At 71.5% G+C, this 20,479-nt stretch carries 18 protein-coding genes; 9 read left to right on the top strand and 9 right to left on the bottom strand.

Features of this window, described 5'->3' with window-relative positions; all coding sequences use genetic code 11:
* Positions 1 to 19: 19 nt before the first annotated feature.
* Together ACZ6AA_RS32575 and ACZ6AA_RS32570 are read right to left on the bottom strand one after the other, a co-directional pair.
* A complete protein-coding gene (locus tag ACZ6AA_RS32575; protein WP_471462032.1) occupies positions 20 to 1,462 on the bottom strand; it encodes an MFS transporter in 1,443 nt (480 codons plus the stop codon).
* 154 nt (positions 1,463 to 1,616) lie between these two features.
* A complete protein-coding gene (locus tag ACZ6AA_RS32570; protein WP_468480953.1) occupies positions 1,617 to 2,810 on the bottom strand; it encodes a thiolase C-terminal domain-containing protein in 1,194 nt (397 codons plus the stop codon).
* A gap of 228 nt (positions 2,811 to 3,038) precedes the next feature.
* Between ACZ6AA_RS32570 and ACZ6AA_RS32565 the strand changes: the two genes are divergently transcribed.
* The 5 genes from ACZ6AA_RS32565 (at position 3,039) to ACZ6AA_RS32545 (ending at position 9,094) form a co-directional block, all read left to right on the top strand.
* Positions 3,039 to 4,808: an MFS transporter gene (locus ACZ6AA_RS32565; protein ID WP_471462029.1), complete on the top strand. Its 1,770-nt coding sequence runs from the start codon at positions 3,039 to 3,041 to the stop codon at positions 4,806 to 4,808.
* Between the two features lie 265 nt (positions 4,809 to 5,073).
* Entirely contained in the window at positions 5,074 to 5,736 is a 663-nt protein-coding gene (locus ACZ6AA_RS32560) for a class I SAM-dependent methyltransferase (RefSeq protein WP_468449437.1), read from the top strand.
* 10 nt (positions 5,737 to 5,746) lie between these two features.
* Complete coding sequence (locus ACZ6AA_RS32555; protein ID WP_471462027.1) at positions 5,747 to 6,760, top strand: N-acetylmuramoyl-L-alanine amidase; 1,014 nt, start codon at positions 5,747 to 5,749, stop codon at positions 6,758 to 6,760.
* 279 nt (positions 6,761 to 7,039) lie between these two features.
* A complete protein-coding gene (locus ACZ6AA_RS32550; RefSeq protein WP_471462025.1) occupies positions 7,040 to 7,930 on the top strand; it encodes a hypothetical protein in 891 nt (296 codons plus the stop codon).
* A gap of 150 nt (positions 7,931 to 8,080) precedes the next feature.
* Positions 8,081 to 9,094, top strand: coding sequence for an LLM class F420-dependent oxidoreductase (locus ACZ6AA_RS32545; protein ID WP_468480950.1), 1,014 nt, complete (start codon positions 8,081 to 8,083; stop codon positions 9,092 to 9,094).
* Positions 9,095 to 9,110: 16 nt separating this feature from the next.
* Here ACZ6AA_RS32545 and ACZ6AA_RS32540 read toward each other — a convergent pair whose 3' ends face one another.
* Genes ACZ6AA_RS32540 through ACZ6AA_RS32530 form a run of 3 tightly spaced genes read right to left on the bottom strand, consistent with a single transcriptional unit; the run spans position 9,111 to position 12,725 of the window.
* Positions 9,111 to 9,899 carry a hypothetical protein gene (locus tag ACZ6AA_RS32540; RefSeq protein WP_468449441.1) on the bottom strand — a complete coding sequence of 263 codons (789 nt, stop codon included), beginning with the start codon at positions 9,897 to 9,899 and terminating at the stop codon, positions 9,111 to 9,113.
* Complete coding sequence (locus tag ACZ6AA_RS32535) at positions 9,886 to 11,463, bottom strand: substrate-binding and vWA domain-containing protein (protein WP_471462021.1); 1,578 nt, start codon at positions 11,461 to 11,463, stop codon at positions 9,886 to 9,888. The genes ACZ6AA_RS32540 and ACZ6AA_RS32535 overlap by 14 nt, the downstream gene beginning before the upstream one ends.
* Positions 11,460 to 12,725 carry a hypothetical protein gene (locus tag ACZ6AA_RS32530; protein ID WP_471462018.1) on the bottom strand — a complete coding sequence of 422 codons (1,266 nt, stop codon included), beginning with the start codon at positions 12,723 to 12,725 and terminating at the stop codon, positions 11,460 to 11,462. Before ACZ6AA_RS32530 ends, ACZ6AA_RS32535 begins: the two co-directional genes overlap by 4 nt.
* A gap of 946 nt (positions 12,726 to 13,671) precedes the next feature.
* Between ACZ6AA_RS32530 and ACZ6AA_RS32525 the strand changes: the two genes are divergently transcribed.
* Together ACZ6AA_RS32525 and ACZ6AA_RS32520 are read left to right on the top strand one after the other, a co-directional pair.
* Positions 13,672 to 14,466, top strand: a complete 795-nt coding sequence (locus ACZ6AA_RS32525; RefSeq protein ID WP_471462015.1) for a matrixin family metalloprotease — start codon at positions 13,672 to 13,674, stop codon at positions 14,464 to 14,466.
* A 349-nt stretch (positions 14,467 to 14,815) separates the two neighbouring features.
* Entirely contained in the window at positions 14,816 to 15,151 is a 336-nt protein-coding gene (locus ACZ6AA_RS32520) for a DUF6281 family protein (protein ID WP_468449445.1), read from the top strand.
* 46 nt (positions 15,152 to 15,197) lie between these two features.
* On the opposite strand, the gene ACZ6AA_RS32515 is transcribed toward ACZ6AA_RS32520, so the two are convergent.
* Positions 15,198 to 15,737: a hypothetical protein gene (locus ACZ6AA_RS32515; RefSeq protein WP_471462009.1), complete on the bottom strand. Its 540-nt coding sequence runs from the start codon at positions 15,735 to 15,737 to the stop codon at positions 15,198 to 15,200.
* A 170-nt stretch (positions 15,738 to 15,907) separates the two neighbouring features.
* Here ACZ6AA_RS32515 and ACZ6AA_RS32510 point away from each other — a divergent pair, with 170 nt between their 5' ends.
* A complete protein-coding gene (locus ACZ6AA_RS32510) occupies positions 15,908 to 16,201 on the top strand; it encodes a hypothetical protein (protein ID WP_468449447.1) in 294 nt (97 codons plus the stop codon).
* Between the two features lie 18 nt (positions 16,202 to 16,219).
* On the opposite strand, the gene ACZ6AA_RS32505 is transcribed toward ACZ6AA_RS32510, so the two are convergent.
* Genes ACZ6AA_RS32505 through ACZ6AA_RS32495 form a run of 3 tightly spaced genes read right to left on the bottom strand, consistent with a single transcriptional unit; the run spans position 16,220 to position 19,514 of the window.
* On the bottom strand, positions 16,220 to 17,293 hold the full coding sequence (locus ACZ6AA_RS32505) for a prenyltransferase/squalene oxidase repeat-containing protein (protein ID WP_471462003.1): 1,074 nt from the start codon (positions 17,291 to 17,293) through the stop codon (positions 16,220 to 16,222).
* Complete coding sequence (locus tag ACZ6AA_RS32500; protein ID WP_468449449.1) at positions 17,290 to 18,054, bottom strand: class I SAM-dependent methyltransferase; 765 nt, start codon at positions 18,052 to 18,054, stop codon at positions 17,290 to 17,292. The genes ACZ6AA_RS32505 and ACZ6AA_RS32500 overlap by 4 nt, the downstream gene beginning before the upstream one ends.
* The gene (locus tag ACZ6AA_RS32495) at positions 18,048 to 19,514 is read right to left on the bottom strand and encodes a glycosyltransferase family 4 protein (RefSeq protein WP_468480943.1); all 1,467 of its coding nucleotides are present in this window, start codon (positions 19,512 to 19,514) and stop codon (positions 18,048 to 18,050) included. The genes ACZ6AA_RS32500 and ACZ6AA_RS32495 overlap by 7 nt, the downstream gene beginning before the upstream one ends.
* A 298-nt stretch (positions 19,515 to 19,812) precedes the next feature.
* Between ACZ6AA_RS32495 and ACZ6AA_RS32490 the strand changes: the two genes are divergently transcribed.
* Positions 19,813 to 20,448, top strand: a complete 636-nt coding sequence (locus ACZ6AA_RS32490) for a TetR family transcriptional regulator (RefSeq protein ID WP_405653623.1) — start codon at positions 19,813 to 19,815, stop codon at positions 20,446 to 20,448.
* Positions 20,449 to 20,479: the final 31 nt, after the last annotated feature.

Below are 20,479 nucleotides of genomic sequence, written 5' to 3'. Positions count from 1 at the left end.
GGCGCTCCGCGCCTCGTCCTCAATCGCCGGACGGGCTGGATCTGTCCGGCCGCGGCATCGCCACCAGCACCAGCACCACCGCCCCCGTCAGGAACACCGCTCCCCACAGGAACGCCTGGGCGTAGCCCTCGGCCAGGGCGTGGGTGCCGGGGCGGTCGCCGGTGCGGGAGGCGGCGATGGTGGAGAGGACCGCGAGGCCGAGGGAGCCGCCCATGGTGCGGGAGGTGTTGATGAGCCCGGCGACCAGGCCCGCGTCGCCGGGGTCGGCGCCGCTCGTGGCGAGGGAGGCGAGGGGGGTGCCGGCGAGTCCGGCGCCGAGCATCATCAGGATGCCGGGCAGCATGATCGAGGTGACGTACGCCCCGTCGGCGTCGAGGGCGCGCCACTGCCAGAGGAAGCCCACGGCGGCGACGAGGACACCGATGACGGTGACGCTGCGGGCGCCCATGACGCGCATCAGGCGGGGGGCGACCTTGGAGCCGACGACGACGCTGACCGAGCTGGGGATGAGGGCGAGCCCGGCCTCAAGCGGGGTGTAGCCGAGCACGTTCTGGGCGTACAGGGTCATGAAGAACCACATGGCGAACATGCCCATGCCGCACACGAACATCGTGGCGTTGGCCGCCGACACGGAGCGCACGCGGAACAGCGCGAGCGGCATCAGCGGTGCCTTGGCGCGCGCCTCGACGGCGAGGAAGGCCCCGATCAGGGCGAGCCCGACGGCCAGCGGCACCAGGGTGGTTGCGGCGGTCCAGCCGTCCACCTCGGTCTGCACGATGCCGTACGCGAGGGTGGCGATACCGCCGGTCACGAGCACGGCCCCGGGCAGGTCGAGGCGGCGCGCCCCACTGGCCCGGCTCTCGCTGATCCAGCGCAGCGCGGCGGCGAGGACGAGGACGCCGATGGGCACGTTGACGAGCAGCACCCACCGCCAGGAGAGGCCGTCGGTGAGCACACCGCCGACGAGGCCGCCCGCGGCGCCGCCGCCCGCGCCGACCGCGGACCAGGTGGCTATGGCCCGCACCCGGGCGGGCCCCTCCGGCACGGCGGACGTGAGGATCGTCAGCGTCGACGGGGCGAGCACGGCGGCGCCGAGTCCCTGCACGGCCCGTGCGAGCAGCAGTTGCCAGCCCTCCTGGGCGAGCCCGCCCGCGAGCGAGGCGAGCGTGAACAGCCCGAGGCCCACCAGGAACATCCGCTTGCGCCCGAAGAGGTCCCCGGCCCGCCCGCCGAGCAGCATGAACCCGGCGAACGCGATGGAGTACGCGTTCACCACCCACTGCAACCCCGTGGCGCTCAGGCCGAGATCGGTCCGCATCGACGGCAGCGCCACGTTCACGACGGACACGTCGAGGACGACGAGGAACTGTCCGGCGCAGGCGGCGGCCACGACGAGCCAGGTGGGCGGAGTGGGGCGACCCGCCATGCGGGAGGTCGGGGTGTCGGCGGGGGTCTGGAGCATGGCCCCCATGCTGGCAGCCGGGCGCGTGCCCCGTACATCGGAAATACGGGGCAGGGGACCTGGGTCGGGAGTCCTAGGTCCTGGCGCGGCACGGCGGGCGCGGCGTGGCCATCGCAGCCGTGGCCACCACCGCGTGAGCAGTGTCACCCCCGGGCTACGCCCCCGGCCGCGTGAGGAGCGTCACCACCGCCGCCCCGCCGAGGCCGACGTTGTGCGCGAGCCCCACCCGCGCCCCGGCGACCTGGCGCGGTCCCGCCTCGCCCCGCAACTGCCAGCTGAGCTCGGTGGCCTGGGCGAGGCCGGTGGCGCCCAGGGGGTGGCCCTTGGAGATGAGGCCGCCGGAGGGGTTCACCACCCAGCGGCCGCCGTAGGTCGTCGCGCCGGACTCCACGAGCTTGCCGGATTCGCCCTCCTCGCACAGGCCGAGGGCCTCGTAGGTGAGGAGTTCGTTGACGGAGAAGCAGTCGTGCAGCTCGATGACGTCGAGGTCGTCCGGGCCGAGACCCGAGGCCTCGTACACCTGGCGGGCGGCCGCGCGGGACATGGGGGTGCCGACGACGTCGAGGCAGCTGCCGGAGGCGAAGGACTCCTCGGTGTCGGTCGTCATCGCCTGGGCCGTGATCTCGACCGCCCGGTCCCCGAGGCCGTGCCGGTCCACGAACGCCGCGGAGGCCACGACCACGGCGGCCGCGCCGTCCGACGTCGGGGAGCACTGGAGCTTGGTGAGGGGCGCGTGCACGGTCCGTGCGGCGAGGATCTCCTCGGGCGTGTACGCGTCCTGGAACTGGGCGTTGGGGTTGTTCGTGGAGTGCTGGTGGTTCTTCGCCGCGACCGCGGCGAGCTGCGCGGGCGTCGTGCCGTACCGCTCCATGTGCTCGCGCGCCGCGTTGCCGAAGAGCTGGGCCGTGGGCGGTGTCGCCTCGAAGCCGTGGCGGGCCGCCATGACGCGGTAGTGCCGGGCCACCGGGGATGTCGCGAAATCGCCGTCGCTGCCGCCGCCCAGCGAGCCGCGCCTCATCTTCTCGAAGCCCAGGGCGAGCACGCACTCGCTCTGCCCGCCCACCACGAACTGCCGGGCCATCATCAGGGCCGTGGAGCCCGTGGCGCAGTTGTTGTTGACGTTGTAGACGGGCACTCCGGTCAGGCCCAGCTCGTACGCGGCGCGCTGACCCGCCGTCGAGGCCTGGAAGCAGTATCCGGCGACGACCTGCTGCACCTGTTCGTACGCGATCCGGGCGTCGGCGAGCGCGGCGGTGCCCGCCTCCTTCGCCATGTCCCAGTACTGCCAGTCGCGGGTCTCGGGCTTCTCGAACTTCGTCATGCCGACACCGACGAGGTAGCTCTTCACCGCTGGGGCTCCTTCCGAGAGCGGGCGGCAAGACTAGAACACGTTCCACTTCACCGGAAGGGCGGCGGCGTCGGCCGCGTACAGAACCGGTCAATGGCGGGTCAAGACTTCCCTTGGTTCGACGGCCGTCGGAATAGTCGCCCAGGGATACAGGTTCATCCTGCATATACCTGCGGGTGCCCCACCACGTCCCACGCTCCGTCTCTTCGCTCCGGAGGCCGCACGCCCATGTCCCACGCGACGACCCACCCCCGCGGTGACCGCGCAGCACGCGGCACCGGCGGTGTCGTCCCCGTCCTCGCCTTCGCGGGCATCGTCGTCGCCGTCATGCAGACGCTGCTCGTCCCCGTCATCAAGGACCTGCCGACGCTGCTCGGCACCGAACCCTCCAACGCCACCTGGGTCATGACCTCGACCCTGCTCGCGGGCGCCGTCTCCACGCCGATCATGGGCCGCCTGGGCGACCTCTTCGGCAAGCGCCGGATGCTGCTCACCAGCCTCGCCGTGATGGTCGTCGGCTCGCTGGTCTGCGCGTTCACCGACGACCTGCTCGTGATGATCGTCGGCCGTGCCCTGCAGGGCTTCGCGATGGGCGCGATACCGCTGGGCATCGGCCTGATGCGCGACGAGCTGCCGCGCGAGAAGCTCGGCTCCGCGATGGCCCTGATGAGCTCGTCCATCGGCGTCGGCGGCGGACTCGCCCTGCCCGCGGCCGCGCTCGTCGCCCAGCACACCGACTGGCACGCGCTGTTCTTCGGGTCCGCGGGCCTCGGCGTCCTCGCGATGCTGCTCATCTTCTTCCTGGTGCCGGAGAGTCCGCTGCGCGCCCCGGGCACCTTCGACGTGGCCGGCGCCCTCGGCCTGTCCGCCGGACTCGTGCTCTTCCTGCTGCCCATCACCAAGGGCAGCGACTGGGGCTGGAGTTCGGGCCTGACCCTCGGGCTCTTCGGGGCCTCGGCCACCGTGCTGCTCCTGTGGGGCGTGATGGAACTGCGCCTGAAGGCACCGCTGGTGGACCTGCGCACCACCGCCCGGCGCGAGGTACTGCTCACCAACCTCGCCTCGATCATGGTCGGTGTCGCCTTCTACGCCATCTCGCTCGTCCTGCCCCAGCTCCTCCAACTGCCCACGTCCACCGGGTACGGCCTCGGCCAGTCCATGGTCGTCGCGGGCCTGTGCGTGGCGCCGCTCGGCCTGACGATGATGTTCACCGCGCCGGTGTACGCGCGCCTCTCGGCGAAGTACGGCCCGAAGATCACCCTGATCCTCGGCCTGCTGATCATCGCGATCGGCTACGGAGCGGGCCTCGGCCTGATGAGCGCCGCCTGGCAGACCATCGTCATCTCGGTGATCGTGGGCGCGGGCATCGGCCTCGCCTACTCCTCGCTGCCCGCCCTGATCATCGGCGCCGTCGACCCGTCCGAGACGGGCGCGGCCAACGGCCTCAACACCCTGATGCGCTCCATCGGTACGTCGGTGTCGAGTGCCGTCATCGGCATGGTGCTCGCCAACACCGCGACCCACGCGGGGCCGGTCGACGTGCCCACCATGGAGGGCTTCCGCGCCTCCTTCCTCATCGCCACCAGCGCCGTCGCCGTCGGGCTCCTGCTCGCCCTGTTCCTGCCGGGCCGGGGACGCGCCCCCGCCCAGGACAAGCCGCAACTGCGGGCCAGCAGCGAGGAGGACGCGGCCATCGAGAACGCCGAGCGGGCCGCGCGGGCCCTCGGCGGCTTCCAGGGCCGGGTGCTCGCCGCCTCCGGAGCGCCGGTCGCGCGGGCCAAGGTCACGCTGATCGACCACCGGGGCAAGCAGGCGGGCGCCGCGCTGACGGACGGCGAGGGGCGCTACGCCCTGGACGTCCCGGCCGACGGGCCCTACGTCCTCGCCGCGACGGCCGCGGGCCACGGGCCGCACGCCGCGTCGGCCGCCCACCCCGGCGGGGAGCGGCCGGTGGAGGTCGACCTGGCGCTGCCGAGCGAGAGCGAGGTCCTGGCCTGAGGGTGCAGTTCCGGCCCGAGGACCCGGGCCGGGGTCTCGCCCGAGGCCGATGGCCCGCCCGAGACCGGTGGCCCGCCCGGGGCCGACCGCCACCACACGGACCACCACACCCCCGTCACCACCCCCATCACCCCCGTGACGGGGGTGTGGTGCACGATGGGGCGCCCCGCGTGTCCGTACGGGGCGCCCAGCGCGTCCGTACGCGCGGGCCCGTTCGCAACGCGCACCCCGCGGGCCTCCACGCGCCCGCCCCGAGGAGGAACCCATGGCCGCCGAGCCCGGTCCTGACGTTCTCGACGCCTTCGAGGCCGCGAAGGGCTTCATGCCCGTGAAGGAGGGCCTCGCCCTGTACGCGGCGGCCGCCGAGGCCGCGGCGCTCGGGCTGCCCCTCCTCGAAGTCGGCACGTACTGCGGCCGCTCCACGATCCTGCTCGCGGACGCGGCCCGCGCCGCCGGTGTGAGCGTGATCACCGTCGACCACCACCGGGGCAGCGAGGAGCAGCAGCCCGGCTGGGACTACCACGACCCGGCGACGGTCGACCCGGAGATCGGCCGCATGGACACGCTGCCGACGTTCCGCAGGACCCTGCACCGGGCCGGTCTGGAGGACCACGTCATCGCGGTCGTCGGCCGATCCCCGCAGGTCGCGGCGGTGTGGAACTCCCCCGTCGCGCTCGTCTTCATCGACGGCGGCCACACCGACGAGCACGCGAACGCGGACTACGAGGGGTGGGCGCCGCACGTCGCGGAGGGCGGGCTGCTCGTCATCCACGACGTGTTCCCCGACCCGGTGGACGAGTGGACCGGGCAGGCCCCGTACCGGATCTATCTGCGGGCCCTGGAATCCGGGGCATTCACGGAGATCTCGGCCACGGACTCGCTCCGCGTCCTGCGCCGAACCGGCGCGGGCGCCCAACGGCGGGACTAGGCTCGCTCCCGTGTCGTACGTAGGTCCGGACAGTCATCCACCGCGCCCGCCCCGCCGCTTCCGCGGTGGCCGCCCGCTCGCGGTCGCCCTCGCCGTGCTCGTGCCCGGCGCCCTCGCCGGGTATCTCCTCATGGACACCGCGAGCGATTCCGACGACGGCAAACCGGCCAGAACGCTGCCGTCCGCGAGCCGCTCGGAGCAGGGCTCGCCCTCGAAGCCGAGCGCGGACGCGACGAGGTCCGCGAAGTCCCCGAAGCCCGGCAAGCCGTCGAAGCCCTCGAAGTCCTCGAAGCCCGCCGACGACCCCGAGCCGTCGGGCCGCCCCGCCGGTGGCCGCCCCGCCGCGTCCGGCCCCCTCAAGGGCAAGGTCGTCGTGGTGGACCCCGGCCACAACCCGGGGAACTTCAAGCACACCGCCGAGATCAACCGCCCCGTGAACATCGGGACGAACAGCAAGGAGTGCGACACCACAGGCACATCCACCAACCACGGCTACACAGAAGCCCGGTTCACCCTGGACCTCGCCCACCGCCTGCGCGACCTGCTGCACCGGCAGGGTGCCACGGTCCGCTTCACGCACGACGCCGACCGCCCCTTCGGGCCCTGCGTCGACGAGCGCGCCCGGATCGGCAACGCGGCGCGCGCGGACGCCGTGGTCTCCCTGCACGCGGACGGCTCGGCCGTCGGCAACCGCGGCTTCCACGTCATCCTGCCCGCGAAGGTGCGCGGCGGCGCCGCGGACACCACCGCGATCGTCGGGCCCTCGCGCGACCTGGGCGAGCGCATCGCGGGCAAGTTCCTGAGCGTCACCAAGAGCGCCCCCTCCAACTACGTGGGCGGCGGCACCGGCCTCGACGTCCGCAGCGACCTCGGCGGCCTCAACCTGTCGAAGGTGCCGAAGGTGTTCATCGAGTGCGGCAACATGCGCGACCCGAAGGACGAGGCCCTGCTGACGAGCGGCGTCTGGCGGCAGAAGGCGGCCCAGGGTCTCTCGGACGGCATCGAGAGCTTCCTGCGCGGGTAGACACAGGCGGGCGCCGGGCGCGAGCCGGGCGCCCGAGGGGGCGGATTCCGGGGTATCGCCCCATGTCGTGATGTGTTCGACGCCGTCTCGTCACGGGACGGCAACCGGCAGATCTTCACTGAGTGACGATCTTTATCCCAAGCAGACACCCCGGCTGACCGGAGGATAGTGTCCCCCCTACGATGAGGGGCCACCCCCGCGCTTCGCGCACCGCGACACGACCGCGACTACGGCGACAGCGACGCCTCTACCGACGAGACGACTGACGAAGGACCTGAAGTGAATTTCCGCTCCCTCACTCGAGGCGACGGCGTGGTGATCGGAGCAGCGGTGTTGCTCTTCATCGCGTCGTTCCTCGACACCTTTGACGACGCGGGCGACGACGCCCCCAATGCCTGGGAAAACGGCAGCCTGCTGATGGGCATGTACCTCATCGGCATCATCGGCGCCGTGTGCATCGTTCTCGGCCGTGCCACGGGCGGGCAGCGCAAGATCGTCGGCCTGGACCTCATCCAGGTCGGCATCGCCTTCGCCATTGCCTCCGCCTGGAGCTCGCTCGGCGCGATCTTCGACACGGACCAGTCGTTCGGCTTCTTCTTCGAGGCGCTCAGCAACAGCGGCCTGGGTGGCCAGCGCAGCGGTGGCTCCGACTCTCCCGACGCGGGCATGGGTCTGATCCTCGGCCTGATCGGCGCCCTCGCACTGGCCGCCGCCGCGGTCGCCACGAACATCGTCCCCGCCCTCAAGGCCCCCCTCGCCGGCGCCGGCGGCCCCAAGCCCCCGCAGCCCTACGGCGGCCAGCCGCAGGGTGGCTACGGCTACCCGGGCGCGCAGGGCGCCCAGCCGGGCCAGCCCGGTCAGCCGTACGGCGCCCAGCCCGCCGCTCCGGCGCAGCCCTACGGCGGTCAGCCGCAGGGTGGCGGCCAGACGCCGCCGCCCGCGCAGGCGCAGCAGGCCGGCGCCCCGGCCGGGGACTTCTCGCCGTTCTGGTTCGCCGTGCCGGTGCCGCGTCCGCTGTACGCGGAGGACGGTTCGCCGACCCCGATCGCGGAACTGGCTCCCGGCACCTGGTACTTGGCCGTGGAGCAGCGCGGCCAGAGCCTGGTGGCGCAGACGCAGGACGGCCGTCGTGGCGTCCTGCAGGACACCACGGGCATCCAGCGCGGCTGAGCCCACGCGCTCGCGCGCACCCGCAGCACCTCAGCGGCCCCTCGCCCCTTCCGGGCGGGGGGCCGCTGGCGTACCCTCCTCCAGTCGATCCAGATCTGATGCACCATCAGCTCACTCTCCGGCTCTCTCGGTCTGCTCCCTGGAGGACCCATGCGGCTCGGGCTCGCGCTCGGATACTGGGGCCGAGGCCCCGAAGCCCGGCACCTGGAGCTCGCCCGGGAGGCCGAGCGGCTCGGGTACGACTCGGTGTGGACGGCGGAGGCCTGGGGGTCGGACGCGTTCACGGCGCTGACGTGGATCGCCGCGCACACCTCACGGATCCGCCTCGGCACCGCTGTCGCACAGATGGCGGCCCGCTCCCCCACCACCACCGCCATGCACGCCCTCACCCTGGACCACCTCTCCGGCGGGCGGATGCTGCTCGGGCTCGGCCTTTCGGGGCCGCAGGTCGTGGAGGGCTGGTACGGGCGGCCGTTCCCGAAGTCGCCGCTCACCGCGACGCGGGAGTACGTCGATGTCGTACGGCAAGTGCTGCGGCGGGAGTCCCCCGTGGCGCTGGACGGACGATTCCACCCCCTCCCCTACCCGGGTGAGGACGGCACCGGGCTCGGCAAGCCCCTCAAATCCATCACCCACCCGCTGCGCGCCGACCTCCCGATCCTGCTCGGCGCCGAGGGACCCAGGAACATCGCGCAGACCGCCCGGATCGCGGACGGCTGGCTGCCGCTGTACTGGTCGCCGACGCGCACGGACGTGTACGAGGCGTCGCTCGGCGAGAGTCTCCGGGAGGGGTTCATGGTGGCGCCCCTGGTGCGGGCCACGGTGTGCGACGACGTGCGCGAGGGACTGCTCCCGGTCAAGGCCATGCTCGGCTTCTACATCGGCGGCATGGGACACGCGGCCCGCAACTTCCACGCCGATCTGATGGGGCGGATGGGGTACGAGGAGGAGGCGCGGCGGGTGCAGGAGCTGTTCCTGGCCGGGCGGCGCGAGGAGGCCGTGCTCGCCGTGCCGGACACGTTCGCCGACGAGATCTCACTGGTGGGGCCGCGTGCGCGGATCGCGGAGCGGCTCGACTTGTGGCGCAAGGGGCCGGTGACGGACCTCCTTGTCCTCGCGACCGACCCGCACACCCTGCGCACCCTGGCCGACCTCAACGCATGACCGGTCCCGCGCACCCTCAGCGGAATATCGCCACCGCGTCCAGCGTCAGCTCGCCCGCCTCCCGGTTCCACGTGCGGACCTTTCCCAGGCAGCGGGCCTGGAACTCGCCGCTGAAGTAGTCGTCCTCGTTCAGGAACTCCTCGCGGATGCCGTCGGCGGCGCAGGTGATGCGGACGTGGGCGGGGGGTGCGCCGTCGCCGTAGCGGGCGCGCAGGACGACCTCGTCGCCGCCGACGCGGCGGGCGGTGAAGCGGCCGGTGACGGAGACGAACTCCGACATGACGGCGCTCAGCGGCACCCGCTCGTCGTCGCTGTCGCGCAGCGCGTCGGCCAGGGAGCGGTTGGGGACGAGCAGGCCGGTGGTGAGGTCGGCGTGGACGACGGCGTCCTCGCGGCGCATGGTGTCCATGAGCAGGCCGATGACGGTGATCGGGGTGTTCTGCTGGACGTAGGTGGTGAAGCGCTCCTTCGTCACATCCCGGCGGGCCTTCGCGCCCGCCGCCCCGGTGACCTTCGCCCACAGCCCGAAGCCGGACGTGACGTTCGTGCGGTCGGCCACCTCCTGCTCCAGGGCCGCCGAGAACCCGCCCGTCTGGTAGAGATCCATGACGCGCTGTTCGTGCAGGTAGAAGCACATGCCGTGGAAGGTGCGGCGGCGCCGTGACGCGGGCCCGCGCCCCGGCCGCCGCAGCGCCCAGCGCACCACGGCGTACCGCGCGAGGACGCCCACGCACACCGCTGTCGCCAGCCAGACCGTGACCCACGGCCACCAGATTTCCCACCACTTGCCGTCAACGACACCCACGGATCTCCTTGAACGCCTGGGAGAGGGAAGAGGAGTTGGCGTCCACCATGCGCCCGCCGGTGGTGTCGGCGGCCCGCCGCAGCTCGCCCGCGTCGGCCTCGCCGAAGTGGACGGGGAAGGTGGGCACCGCGCGGGCGGCGGCGCCGAGGCGGGCGTGGTCGCGGGTGAACTCCCCGTACGTACGGCCTTCGTTGTTCTCGCCGTCCGTCATCAGGACGATGGAGACCGGCTGTTCGGGATGGTCGGCCACGGACTTGGCCGCCACCTCGTAGCCACGGCCGAGCGCCGACCACACGGCCGTGTCGGCGCCGAACCCGCCCTTGCCCACGAAGGAGTTGAGCGCCCGCAGGTCCCCGTCCCCCCGCACGGTCACGGTGCGCTCCTGCAGGACCCGGCCCGCGAACCGCACCACCGTGAGCCGCTCGCCCCGGTAGAAGCGGGCGAACTTCCCCGCCGCCGTCGGATCGGCGCCGCTGAGGTCGGCGAAGGCCGCCCGCAGGTCCGCCATCCGCCGCCCCCTCATGGACGTCGAGAAGTCGAGGAGGAACACGACGTGGTCGGCCGCGCGGCTGCCGGGGGTGCCGTAGTCGTCCATCAGGCGCCGGACGACGGCGATCCTGTCGGGGTACGACAGGGCGTTGCCGATCTCCGCGCGCAGCCGGGCGGGGCGTGGCACGTCCTGGCTGACGGGCCGCCGCCAGGTGCGCTCCATCAGTTTCTTCTGCACCTCGTCGCGGCGCAGCCAGTCGACGACCTTGCGGTACGCCTTGTGCTCGCCCGCGTCGAGCAGCATCAGCGGGAAGTCGGAGAGGACCATGCCGTCCTCGGGGTGCACGATCTCCAGGGGGCGCTTCAGCTTCCCGGCCGCGTTCAGGGTGAGCAGCTCCGACTCGTGCGCGATGAGCGCGTCGGCGGAGTCCTGACGGCGTACGTAAGTGTCGATCAGCGCACGGGAGTTGGCGCCGGTGAGGGTCTGGCCGGAGCGGAAGCCGCGCAGCCGGTCGCAGGACAGGTCCCGTTCGCGCAGCGCCCGGCCGGTGCCCGCCGCCGCCGTGGCCACGCCCACGAGCGCGGCGCGCCCGGTGTCGCTGCGGCGCGGGTCGGGCATGCCGAAGCGCAGGGATCCTTCGGCGGCGGCGTCGGCGATGTCCGCCCAGGACAGGCGCCCGCCGGGGACGCCCCGGCGCAGCCGGTCGGCGGTGGCCGGGGTCAGGCCGACGACCACGGGCGACCGCATGATCGCCGTGGACTCGGGCCGGGCGGCAGGCGTCCCGGAGTCCTGGAGCCGCAGCAGGTACGAGCGGTCGGATGCGGGCCAGGCCAGGTCGTAGGGGCCGAGGGGGCCCGCGAGGTCGGCGGTGGCCTTGTAGTCCAGCTTCAGCTCGACCCCCGTGTCCTCCTCCAGATCCCCCAAAAGGGGCTCGACGTCGGCGAGTTCGGGGCTGGCGAGGACGCGCAGGGTGTGGTGCGGCTTGTCCTTCGTGCAGCCGGTGAGGGTGGCGGCGGCGAGGAGGAGACAGAGGGCGAGCAGGGGCTCGGGGCGGCGGCGGCCGGTCCGGCTCATTCGTCGTCGTCCCGTCCGGGGGGCGGGCAGCTGCCCACGTGGTTGATGATCCGCTCCAGGGCGTTCAGGTCGGGGGCGTCCACCTTCGTCTGGTCCGGGTTCGGCGTCGGCACCTGCACCTCGTGCTCGCGCAGGTACGCGTTCAGCTGCTCGCTCGTCCCGTCCTCCCCGGAGAACCGGACGCGGAAGCCCAGTTCGATGGCGCGGCGGCGCAGCTCGGAGTCGGTCTCCATCAGCTCGGTGAGGCGGTCGCCCCGGTCGCCGAGGGAGATCAGCTCGGGCTCGGTGAGGGCGTGCGGGGAGGGGTAGAGCAGGACGCGCCGGCTGTCCTGCTCACCCTGTTTGCCCTGGTGGTCCACCTGGTGCTTCAGGAACTGGTGCTCGTAGACGAGGGAGACCGGCGCGATGGACTCGCCCTCGTCGGAGAAGTAGCTGTCGGCCTGCTCGTCGGCGGCCATGCCCTGGAGGTTGATCAACGGCTTGACCTGCGCGGCGACATCGAGGACCGGGTCGCCGCCCGCGCGCCGCACGGACCCGCGCCTGCGCTCCGTACCCGGCGCCTGATTGCCGTTCTTCACGAACGCGAGAATGCTCAAGTACGTGCCCGCGGCGTTGGATTCGCAGACGCTGGAGGTACGGACCAGGACGCGGCCGCCGTTGCTGCGCCGGGAGTGCTTCTGGAAGCCGACGCCGTTCCAGGTCCGCTCCTGCTCGATCAGCTTCAGGAACTTGCGCATGTCGAGGTCGTAGTAGAGCGTGTCCCCGCCGCCCGCCGCCTTCTGCGGGCGCGCCACTCCCGCCGCCACCAGCGTCGTCGCGTAGTCGCGGAACGTACCGAGCACCAGCGGCGTCACGAACGGCCGCGCCGTGCGCACCGAGCGCTGCTGCCGCTGCAGAATCAGCTTCGCCGCGGGCTGGCCCGAGGGGAACACCACGTCCATCCCCCGCAGCGACTGCGTCGCGATGCCGCGCGAGCCGAGCCGGTGTATCTCCACCCGTATCCCGTGCTTCAGAAGCAGACGCTGGACCTCCGGGTCCTTGAAGAAGTCCGACTTCGACGCCATCTTCCCGTCGATCGTCGTGATCCGCTCGAAGGGGCGCAGCGCATTGCCCGACACCATCAGCGCGAGGAGGCCCGCGACGGCGAGGGGGAGCGCGGCTATCACGTGGCGGGGGTGCCGGTGGCGGCGGCGCGTCGGGCGCCGCGTGGTCAGACGTGGCTCTTCTCTGGGTGTCCGGTCGGGTGTTCGGGTGTCTGACACCGGGGGCTCCTGCGTGTGGCGGGGGCAGGATCCTCGGGGATGGGGGCGAAGGGGGTCCCTCGGAGGGGCTAACTCCGTGTGAACCAGGGGGGAATGACGGGGTGTCATATGTGCTACAGGTGGGCGCGGGGCTCGGCTGGCACGGGCATGGGCCCGCTCATGTTTCAACACTGACGCAGTGCCGAGGATCCGGGTTTTCCGCTGGTCGACACTGTCGCACCCCTGAACTCTGCGGCTGAGACACACACCTCGACCAGAGAGCCGCAGCTCACGGGCCTAAGACCTGGCGAATTCCTTTTCAGAGCGCCGATGTCAAACAGTGGACGCCAGTTGGCGTGTCCTCATAAGAGGGGAACTCACTACACCACCCACCCCAAGCACCATAAATCTTAGCGGTCGAGAAGAGTTGCATATGACAAATCACCCGAAGCGCATAGGCCAGGGCATGCATTTCGACAATTTCGATCATGACCATGAGATGGATCTTCGCTATAGCGACCTCGCAAAATGACTTAAACGGATGTATGGCGGGAGCTGTGAACTCGGTAACGTACGGAACTCCCCCACCGGCGCCCGGCTCACGCCGACGTATCAACGGGAATGCCCGCGGCTGACATCACGGCCATTTCGCCAAGCCTCAGGGCAACTTCGCCTGTGGCGACCGACAGGACCGAAATCAAACACAGTGAGGGATGCGTCCATGTTCACATTCCATCGTCACCGCCGCTCCCCGGCAGCATTGAAGCGCTTACGCCGCCGCTTCGACTTCACGCTCCTGCTGGCTGCTTTCGCACTCGGAGTGACGGCCGCCATCGCGCCCGGAGGGGCGGCAGCCGTCACGGGTGAAGCCTCTGGTAGCTCAGAATGCAGGCTCCCTCAAGGCATCCTCTCCCCGAGAGATCTCCCCGCTGGCTCATCCGTAGTCGAGTGTGATGCCGTCGGACGCGTGATCAGCGTCGATGGAGTGGCGCTGACCATCCCGGAACCTGGGCTCGTGGTTTCGATGAACGGCCTGGCGGCGAGAGGAGGTCCGCAACATTTCCAACTCGAGGTATCTGGGGACGGGGTCATTTCCTACCCCGAAACGAGCAGCCCGGGACACGGCGAAGAATCCGACGCACCGTCGCCTGCCGCCGACCCCAGCGCCTGCAACGACAAGGCGTACACGCTGCTCAGCTGGTCCGCCTACCCCTCGTACGAGTGGCACATCGGCGACGGCGCAATGCCCAGTGCGCTCTCTCGAACGGCAGCTCAGAAGGCATTCAAAGATGCCATCAACAACATAACCGGAAGCTACAACAACTGTGGCCTTGCGGACGAGGTCTCGGTGGGGCACACCTACAAAGGAACCACAACATACGAGAGCGACTTCACTGCTGACGGCGGTGGCTGTGCCGAACGCGACAAGGTTGGCACGTGGGACGCCGGAAACATGCCCTCCAGAACAGTTGCGGCAGCATGCATATGGTACTTCAGTGGCGGAGGCTCCATGGGCCAGGTCGTGGAATCTGATGTGCGATTCAACACCGACCATGAATTCACGAACAATCCGAATGGGGCCTGCGTCGACAAGTTCGACATACGGGCAATAGGTACGCATGAGGCCGGACACATCTATGGGTTGGATCACGTCGGTGATGGTCACTCGAATCTGACCATGCACACCTACTCCTTTTCCTGCAGCACGAAGGCAAGGACGCTGGGCAAGGGGGATGTCCTCGGTCTCCGGAAGCGCTACTGAGCACCTTCAACTGATGCGTCTGCTCGTACGGGGGCACAAACTCACATGCCTCGACTGCAGGTTGCCCCCTGATGAAACCTGATCGGTACGTCGCTCGTCACAAGCCCAGGGCGGTCGGACGCTGCCCCGTCGTCGAACACGAGCGAGAGTTCCACATCCGGACGGCAGGAGGCAGGTCATGGCAGCTTCTAACCGATTACGCGGAACGAAACCAACCTGGGCCACCGCTGCGGCTGTGGGTGCCATCCTCGTAGCGGGCTGCGGAGCACCCTCTGGCCAGGGAGACAGTCCACCGTCACGAGACCATGACAGCAGTCCGGCGGCAAGGGACCAGGGAGGCGGCGGCGCTGTGGCCGGCTCCTGCGCGAGGGTCATGGCCTTCAGCGGCCGCTCGTACTGGGAGGCCCGAAAGGTCGAGTTCACAGTGGGGGACAAGGTGGGTACCGCCCGGCCCTCGCCTTGTCACGATGTCGGAGGAGTCGACCTCGGGGGCGCCAGCCGCTCGGACGACGCGAAGACAACCACGAGGAACACCGCTTCTTACAACGTCTACAAGGTGAAAGGGCTGGACACAGCCGTTGCCGTCGCCATCGGCGACTCACCCGACCAGACGGTTCTCTTCTCCGTCCGCGGAGAACGAGGAGGCATTCCGCCCGAGGTCAAGAAGCTGATCAAGCCCACGTAGATTTCACCTCACCGGGCTGTTGCGGGCCGGAAGTTCGTGACGTCGATCAGCCCTTCGCCAGCTCCCCCGCCGACGGCACCCTGTCCGTCACCTCGGCGCCCGCGCCCTTCCCCGCGTCCTTGACCTTGTTGATCGCGCTGTCGAAGGACTTCACCACGGACTCCGTGGAGTCGCCCTTGCGGAGTTTGGACGGGAGGTCCTTGAGGGCGTCGACCCCGGCGGTGAGGGGGGCGACGGCCTTGGCGAGGGTCGGGTCGCCCTTGGCGTTGCGGAGGGCGGCCTTGAGGCGGTTGTAGGTGAAGGCCCCGGCGAGGCCCGCCTTGATGAGGGCGAAGCGGCGGCCGTCGGCGCCGGAGGCGAAGGTGCCCGCGCGGTAGGGCTTCACGATCCACTGGTACGTCGCCCCGGCGGCGAGCCCCGCGTTGGCGACGAAGCGGGTCTTCGCGAGCTTCTGGCGTTCGGCCGTGCTCGTGCCCGTGGGCGTGGCCCCGGAGTCCTTGTCGTCGCCGTCGCACGCCGCCGTCGTCCCCGCGAGGAGCGCGCAGAGGAGCAGGGGGACGAGGGCGCGGAGCAGGGAGCGGGGCACGGTGACCTCCGGGCGGGGTGGAGTACAGCCGTCGCCAGCCTCGCCCCGTGCCGCCGGGTCCGCCACCGGGGCGCGGCCGGCGGAGTGGCCACCCCACCGGCCGGTGGCCGCCGCACGGCCTCCGCGCAACCCACACGTTTCGGCCACCCCGCCCCCGGTACCCGCCCCTCATGTCCCCCGTGAAGACCCGACGTACCAACGAAGCCGCCAAGGCCGTCGCCGTCATCGCTGACGTGCTGGCCTTCATCCTCGCGCTGTGGATCCTGATGGACCTGCTGGACGCGAACCGTGCCAATGACCTGGTGCGGGTCGTGCACGACGCCGCCCGGTGGTTGGCGAGCTGGTCGCACGACCTGTTCACGTTCGACGAGCGGTGGGCCCGGGTGGTCGCGGGCTACGGCCTGGCCGCGGTCGTCTACCTCCTCGCGGGGCACTTCATCGCGGGGCGCCTGCGACGGCGCTGACGACGCCCCGGGGCGGCCCTACGCGCAGCAGTCCGGGTCCAGGCCGACCGGCAGCCCCGCACCCGAGAACACCCCGCACGTCGCCTCGTCGCCGCCGAGCGCCGCCACCGCGAGCAGCAGGGAGCCCGCCGTCCAGGTGGTGAGCTCGACGGGCCAGATCGCGGCGTCCTCGAAGACGTAGCCGGTCCAGTAGAGGCCGGACTCGGGGTCGCGCAGGTGCTGGATGGACCTGAGGACGTCCAGGGCGCGGTCGGACTCCCCCAACACCCAGAGCGCCAGGGCGAGTTCGGCGCTCTCGCCGCCGGTCACCCACGGGTTGGGGTCGACGCAGCGCACGCCGAGGCCGGGGACGACGAAGCGGTCCCAGCCTTCCTCTATGCGGGACTTGGCCTCCGTGCCGGTGACCGCGCCGCCGAGGACCGGGTAGTACCAGTCCATGGAGTAGCGGTCCTTGTCGAGGAAGCGCTCGGGGTGGCGGCGGATGGCGTGGCCGAGGGCGCCGGTCGCGAGTTCCCAGTCCGGCTGCGGGTCGTCGCGCAGGTCGGCGAGGGCGAGGGCGCAGCGCAGCGCCTGGTAGACGGAGGAGCAGCCGGTGAGGAGCGCGTCCGGGACGGGGCTGCCGTCGGGGTCGCGCTTCCAGCCGATCTGACCGCCGGGCTGCTGGAGTGCGAGGACGAACTCGACGGCGGCGACGACGACCGGCCACATGCGGTCGAGGAACGCCTCGTCGCCGGTGCTCAGGTAGTGGTGCCAGACGCCGACGGCGACGTACGCGCAGAAGTTGGTCTCGCGGCCGCGGTCGGTGACGTCGTCCGGGTCGCCGTCGGCGTACGCCGCGTACCAGGAGCCGTCCGGGTTCTGATGCCGGGCCAGCCACTCGTAGGCGCGGGCGGCGGCCGCGTGCTCGCCGGACGCGTCCAGGGCCATGGCGGCCTCGGTGTGGTCCCACGGGTCGAGGTGGTGGCCGCGGAACCAGGGTATGGCGCCGTCCTCGCGCTGGACGGCGAGGATGCCGCGGACCGTCGCCGTCGCCTGATCGGCCGTCAGAACGCCCGGCAGGACCAGGTGTTCGGTGCGCTCGGGAATCGTCACGCCCCGGCCTTCGTGTCGGCGTCCGGGTCGGGGGTGACGGCGGCGGGCAGGTGCGGCTTGGTCGCGTACGCCACGAAGCTCTTGCCGACGACCGGGTTCAGGAGCTGCTCGGCGACGCGGGTGGCCAGCGGCTTCTTCATGATGTCCCAGACCAGGAGCTTGTGGTACGCCCGCACCGGCAGCGCCTTGTCGTTGTCGACGCCGAACGCGCACTTCAGCCACCAGTACGGCGAGTGCAGCGCGTGCGCGTGGTGGGTGCCGTACGGCTTGAGGCCCGACTCGCGCATCCTGGTGAGGAGTTCGTCGGCCTTGTAGATGCGGATGTGGCCGCCCTCGACCTCGTGGTAGGCGTCGCTGAGCGCCCAGCAGACCTTCTCGGGGCCGTAGCGCGGCACGGTCACGGCTATCCGGCCGCCCGGCTTGAGGACCCGGACCATCTCGGCGAGCACGCCCTTGTCGTCCGGGATGTGCTCCATCACCTCGGAGATGATGACGACGTCGAACGACTCGTCCGGGAAGGGCAGATTGAGGGCGTCGCCCTCCATGGCGGTGGCGGTCGCGCCCGCCGGGGCCTCGCCCGCCTCCTTCATCGCCGCGAACCACTTGGCGACCTCGCGGATCTCCTCCGCGTTCTGGTCGAGGGCGACCACCCGGGCGCCGCGCCGGTAACACTCGAAGGCGTGACGGCCCGCCCCGCAGCCCAGATCGAGCACGCGGTCCCCCGCGGCGAGCGGGAAGCGGGTGAAGTCGACGGTCAGCACGTGGCCCTGCTTTCGGGTTGAGGTCCTGCAACTTCGCCGACGGCCGCGGCCCCGGCCGTCGGGAGCGCGTGGCCGCGGGCCACCGCGCGGGCGGCGCCCCGGCCCGCGGAGCGGTCGATCGCCGCGCGGTACAGCTCCGCGGTGCCCTGGGCGGCGCGGGCCCAGGTGAACTTGGCGAGGACCCGGGCCCGGCCCGCGGCGCCGAGCCGCGCCCGCAGCTCCGGGTCGCCGAGGAGCCTGGTGAGGCCCGCGGCGAGGGCGCCCGCGTCGCCCGGGGGCACCGCGAGGCAGGTGTCGCCGTCGCGGCCCGCGACCTCCGGGATCGCCCCGCCCGTCGTGGCGAGCAGCGGCGTCCCCGTCGCCATGGCCTCGGCGGCGGGCAGCGAGAAGCCCTCGTACAGGGAGGGCACGCAGGCGATCTGGGCCGAGCGGACGAGGTCCACCAGTTCCTCGTCGGTGATGCCCTTGACGAACTCCACGGCGCCTTCGAGGCCGTACTTCTCGATGGCCTGCGCCACCGGGCCGTCCTCGGCGCGCTTGCCGACGACGACGAGGTGCGCGGCGGGGTTCTCGGTGCGGACCTTGGCGAGGGCCTCGACGAGGTGGATCAGGCCCTTGAGCGGTACGTCCGCGCTGGACGTCGTCACGATCCGGCCCGGCACCTCGGGCACCGCCGGGTCGGGCGAGAAGAGGTTGGTGTCGGCGCCGATGTGGACGACGTCGACGCGGTCGCGGCGGACGCCGAGGTGGTCGACGATCTCCTGGCGCGAGGTGCCGGACACCGTGAGGATCGACGGCAGGCGCCGCGCCACGCGCTTCTGCATCCGCGTGAACGCGTACCAGCGGCGGACCGAAGCGCGGCGCTTCCAGTCGGGCGCGGCGTCCAGCTCCAGGCGGCGGTCGACGGTGATGGGGTGGTGGACGGTCGTCACCAGGGGGGCGCCCAGGTCGCCGAGGAGGCCGTAGCCGAGCGTCTGGTTGTCGTGCACGACGTCGAACTCGCCGCGCCGGGCCCGCAGGTGGCGCCGCGCGCGCAGGCTGAAGGTGACCGGCTCGGGGAAGCCGCCGGTCCACATGGTCGCCACTTCGAGGGCGTCGATCCAGTCGCGGTACTCGTCGCGCCTGGGGGTGCGGAAGGGGTCCGGTGAGCGGTAGAGGTCCAGGCTCGGCAGCTCGGTCAGGCTGAGGCCGCGCAGGTCCTCGCCCTCGTCGAGCACGGGGTAGGGCTGCGCGCCGATGACCTCGACACGGTGACCGAGGCGGACCAGCTCGCGGGAGAGATGGCGTACGTAGACGCCCTGGCCGCCGCAGAACGGGTTCCCCTTGTACGTGAGGAGCGCGATGCGCAGCGGGCGGTCGCCGTCGGCGGCCGCGCCCCGCGGCACGTCCGGCGTCGTGCCCGGTGTCGCACCCGGCACCGGCCCCGGCAGGGGACCCGCCTCCATGGCCTCAGCGGTCACTCTGGCCCCCTTCTGCCTTCAGTTGTCCGCGAGATTACGCCGGGACGGTAATGTAGAACAAGTTTCAGACTTGTTCCTGTCATGATCGTCCTTGATCGCCGGACCCGCTCGAATCTACCGGCAGGTAGCCGGGCCGGAAGGTCCGGATCAGGTGATTCGCGCCACGGCGGCCGCCCTGCCATGCTGTGCGGTCCCGATGGATCGGAACGGCCGGGCACGGCTGGGAACGGCCGGGACGGGACGGGGACTGGGCGGGACCGATGGACACCGCTGACGGGACTGACGGGGCGACGGGACTATGACGGCTGACGCGAAGACGGCGGGAGCGGGCGCGGCACATCCGGCGTCGCCGCCCCTCACCGAGCGCCAGGAGGCGCGCCGCCGCCGCATTCTGCACGCGAGCGCCCAACTGGCGAGCCGGGGCGGCTTCGACGCGGTCCAGATGCGGGAGGTGGCGGAGTCGTCGAGCGTCGCCCTCGGCACGCTCTACCGCTACTTCCCCTCGAAGGTGCACCTGCTCGTCGCGACGATGCAGGACCAGTTGCAGCACATGCACACCACCCTGCGCAAACACCCCCCGGCCGGGGAGACCCCGGCGGAGCGGGTCGCGGAGACCCTGATGCGGGCCTTCCGCGCCCTCCAGCGCGAGCCGCACCTCGCGGACGCCATGGTGCGCGCCCTCACCTTCGCCGACCGGTCGGTGAGCCCGGAGGTCGACACGGTCTCGCGGCTCACCACGGCGATCGTCCTGGACGCCATGGGCCTGGACGGACAGCCGACCGCCGCACAGCTCTCCGCGGTGCGGGTCATCGAGCACACCTGGCACTCCGCGCTGATCACCTGGCTCTCGGGGCGCGCCTCGATCGCCCAGGTCAAGATCGACATCGAGATGGTGTGCCGCTTGATCGACCTGACGGTGCCCGACCCCGCCTGACGGCCCTCGCCCGCGGGGGCGACGCATCGCA

The organism is Streptomyces sp. NPDC040610, assembly GCF_055594065.1.
The sequence above is the reverse complement of the archived record's forward strand: the minus strand, read 5'-3'. Positions and strand labels throughout refer to the sequence as shown.

Excerpts from the sequence above, each read along its gene's own strand:
- ACZ6AA_RS32575 (WP_471462032.1), bottom strand. The coding sequence starts at position 1,462 with ATGCTCCAGACCCCCGCCGACACCCCGACCTCCCGCATGGCGGGTCGC.
- ACZ6AA_RS32565 (WP_471462029.1), top strand. The coding sequence starts at position 3,039 with ATGTCCCACGCGACGACCCACCCCCGCGGTGACCGCGCAGCACGCGGC.
- ACZ6AA_RS32560 (WP_468449437.1), top strand. The coding sequence starts at position 5,074 with ATGGCCGCCGAGCCCGGTCCTGACGTTCTCGACGCCTTCGAGGCCGCG.
- ACZ6AA_RS32545 (WP_468480950.1), top strand. The coding sequence starts at position 8,081 with ATGCGGCTCGGGCTCGCGCTCGGATACTGGGGCCGAGGCCCCGAAGCC.
- ACZ6AA_RS32535 (WP_471462021.1), bottom strand. The coding sequence starts at position 11,463 with ATGAGCCGGACCGGCCGCCGCCGCCCCGAGCCCCTGCTCGCCCTCTGT.
- ACZ6AA_RS32510 (WP_468449447.1), top strand. The coding sequence starts at position 15,908 with ATGTCCCCCGTGAAGACCCGACGTACCAACGAAGCCGCCAAGGCCGTC.
- ACZ6AA_RS32490 (WP_405653623.1), top strand. The coding sequence starts at position 19,813 with ATGACGGCTGACGCGAAGACGGCGGGAGCGGGCGCGGCACATCCGGCG.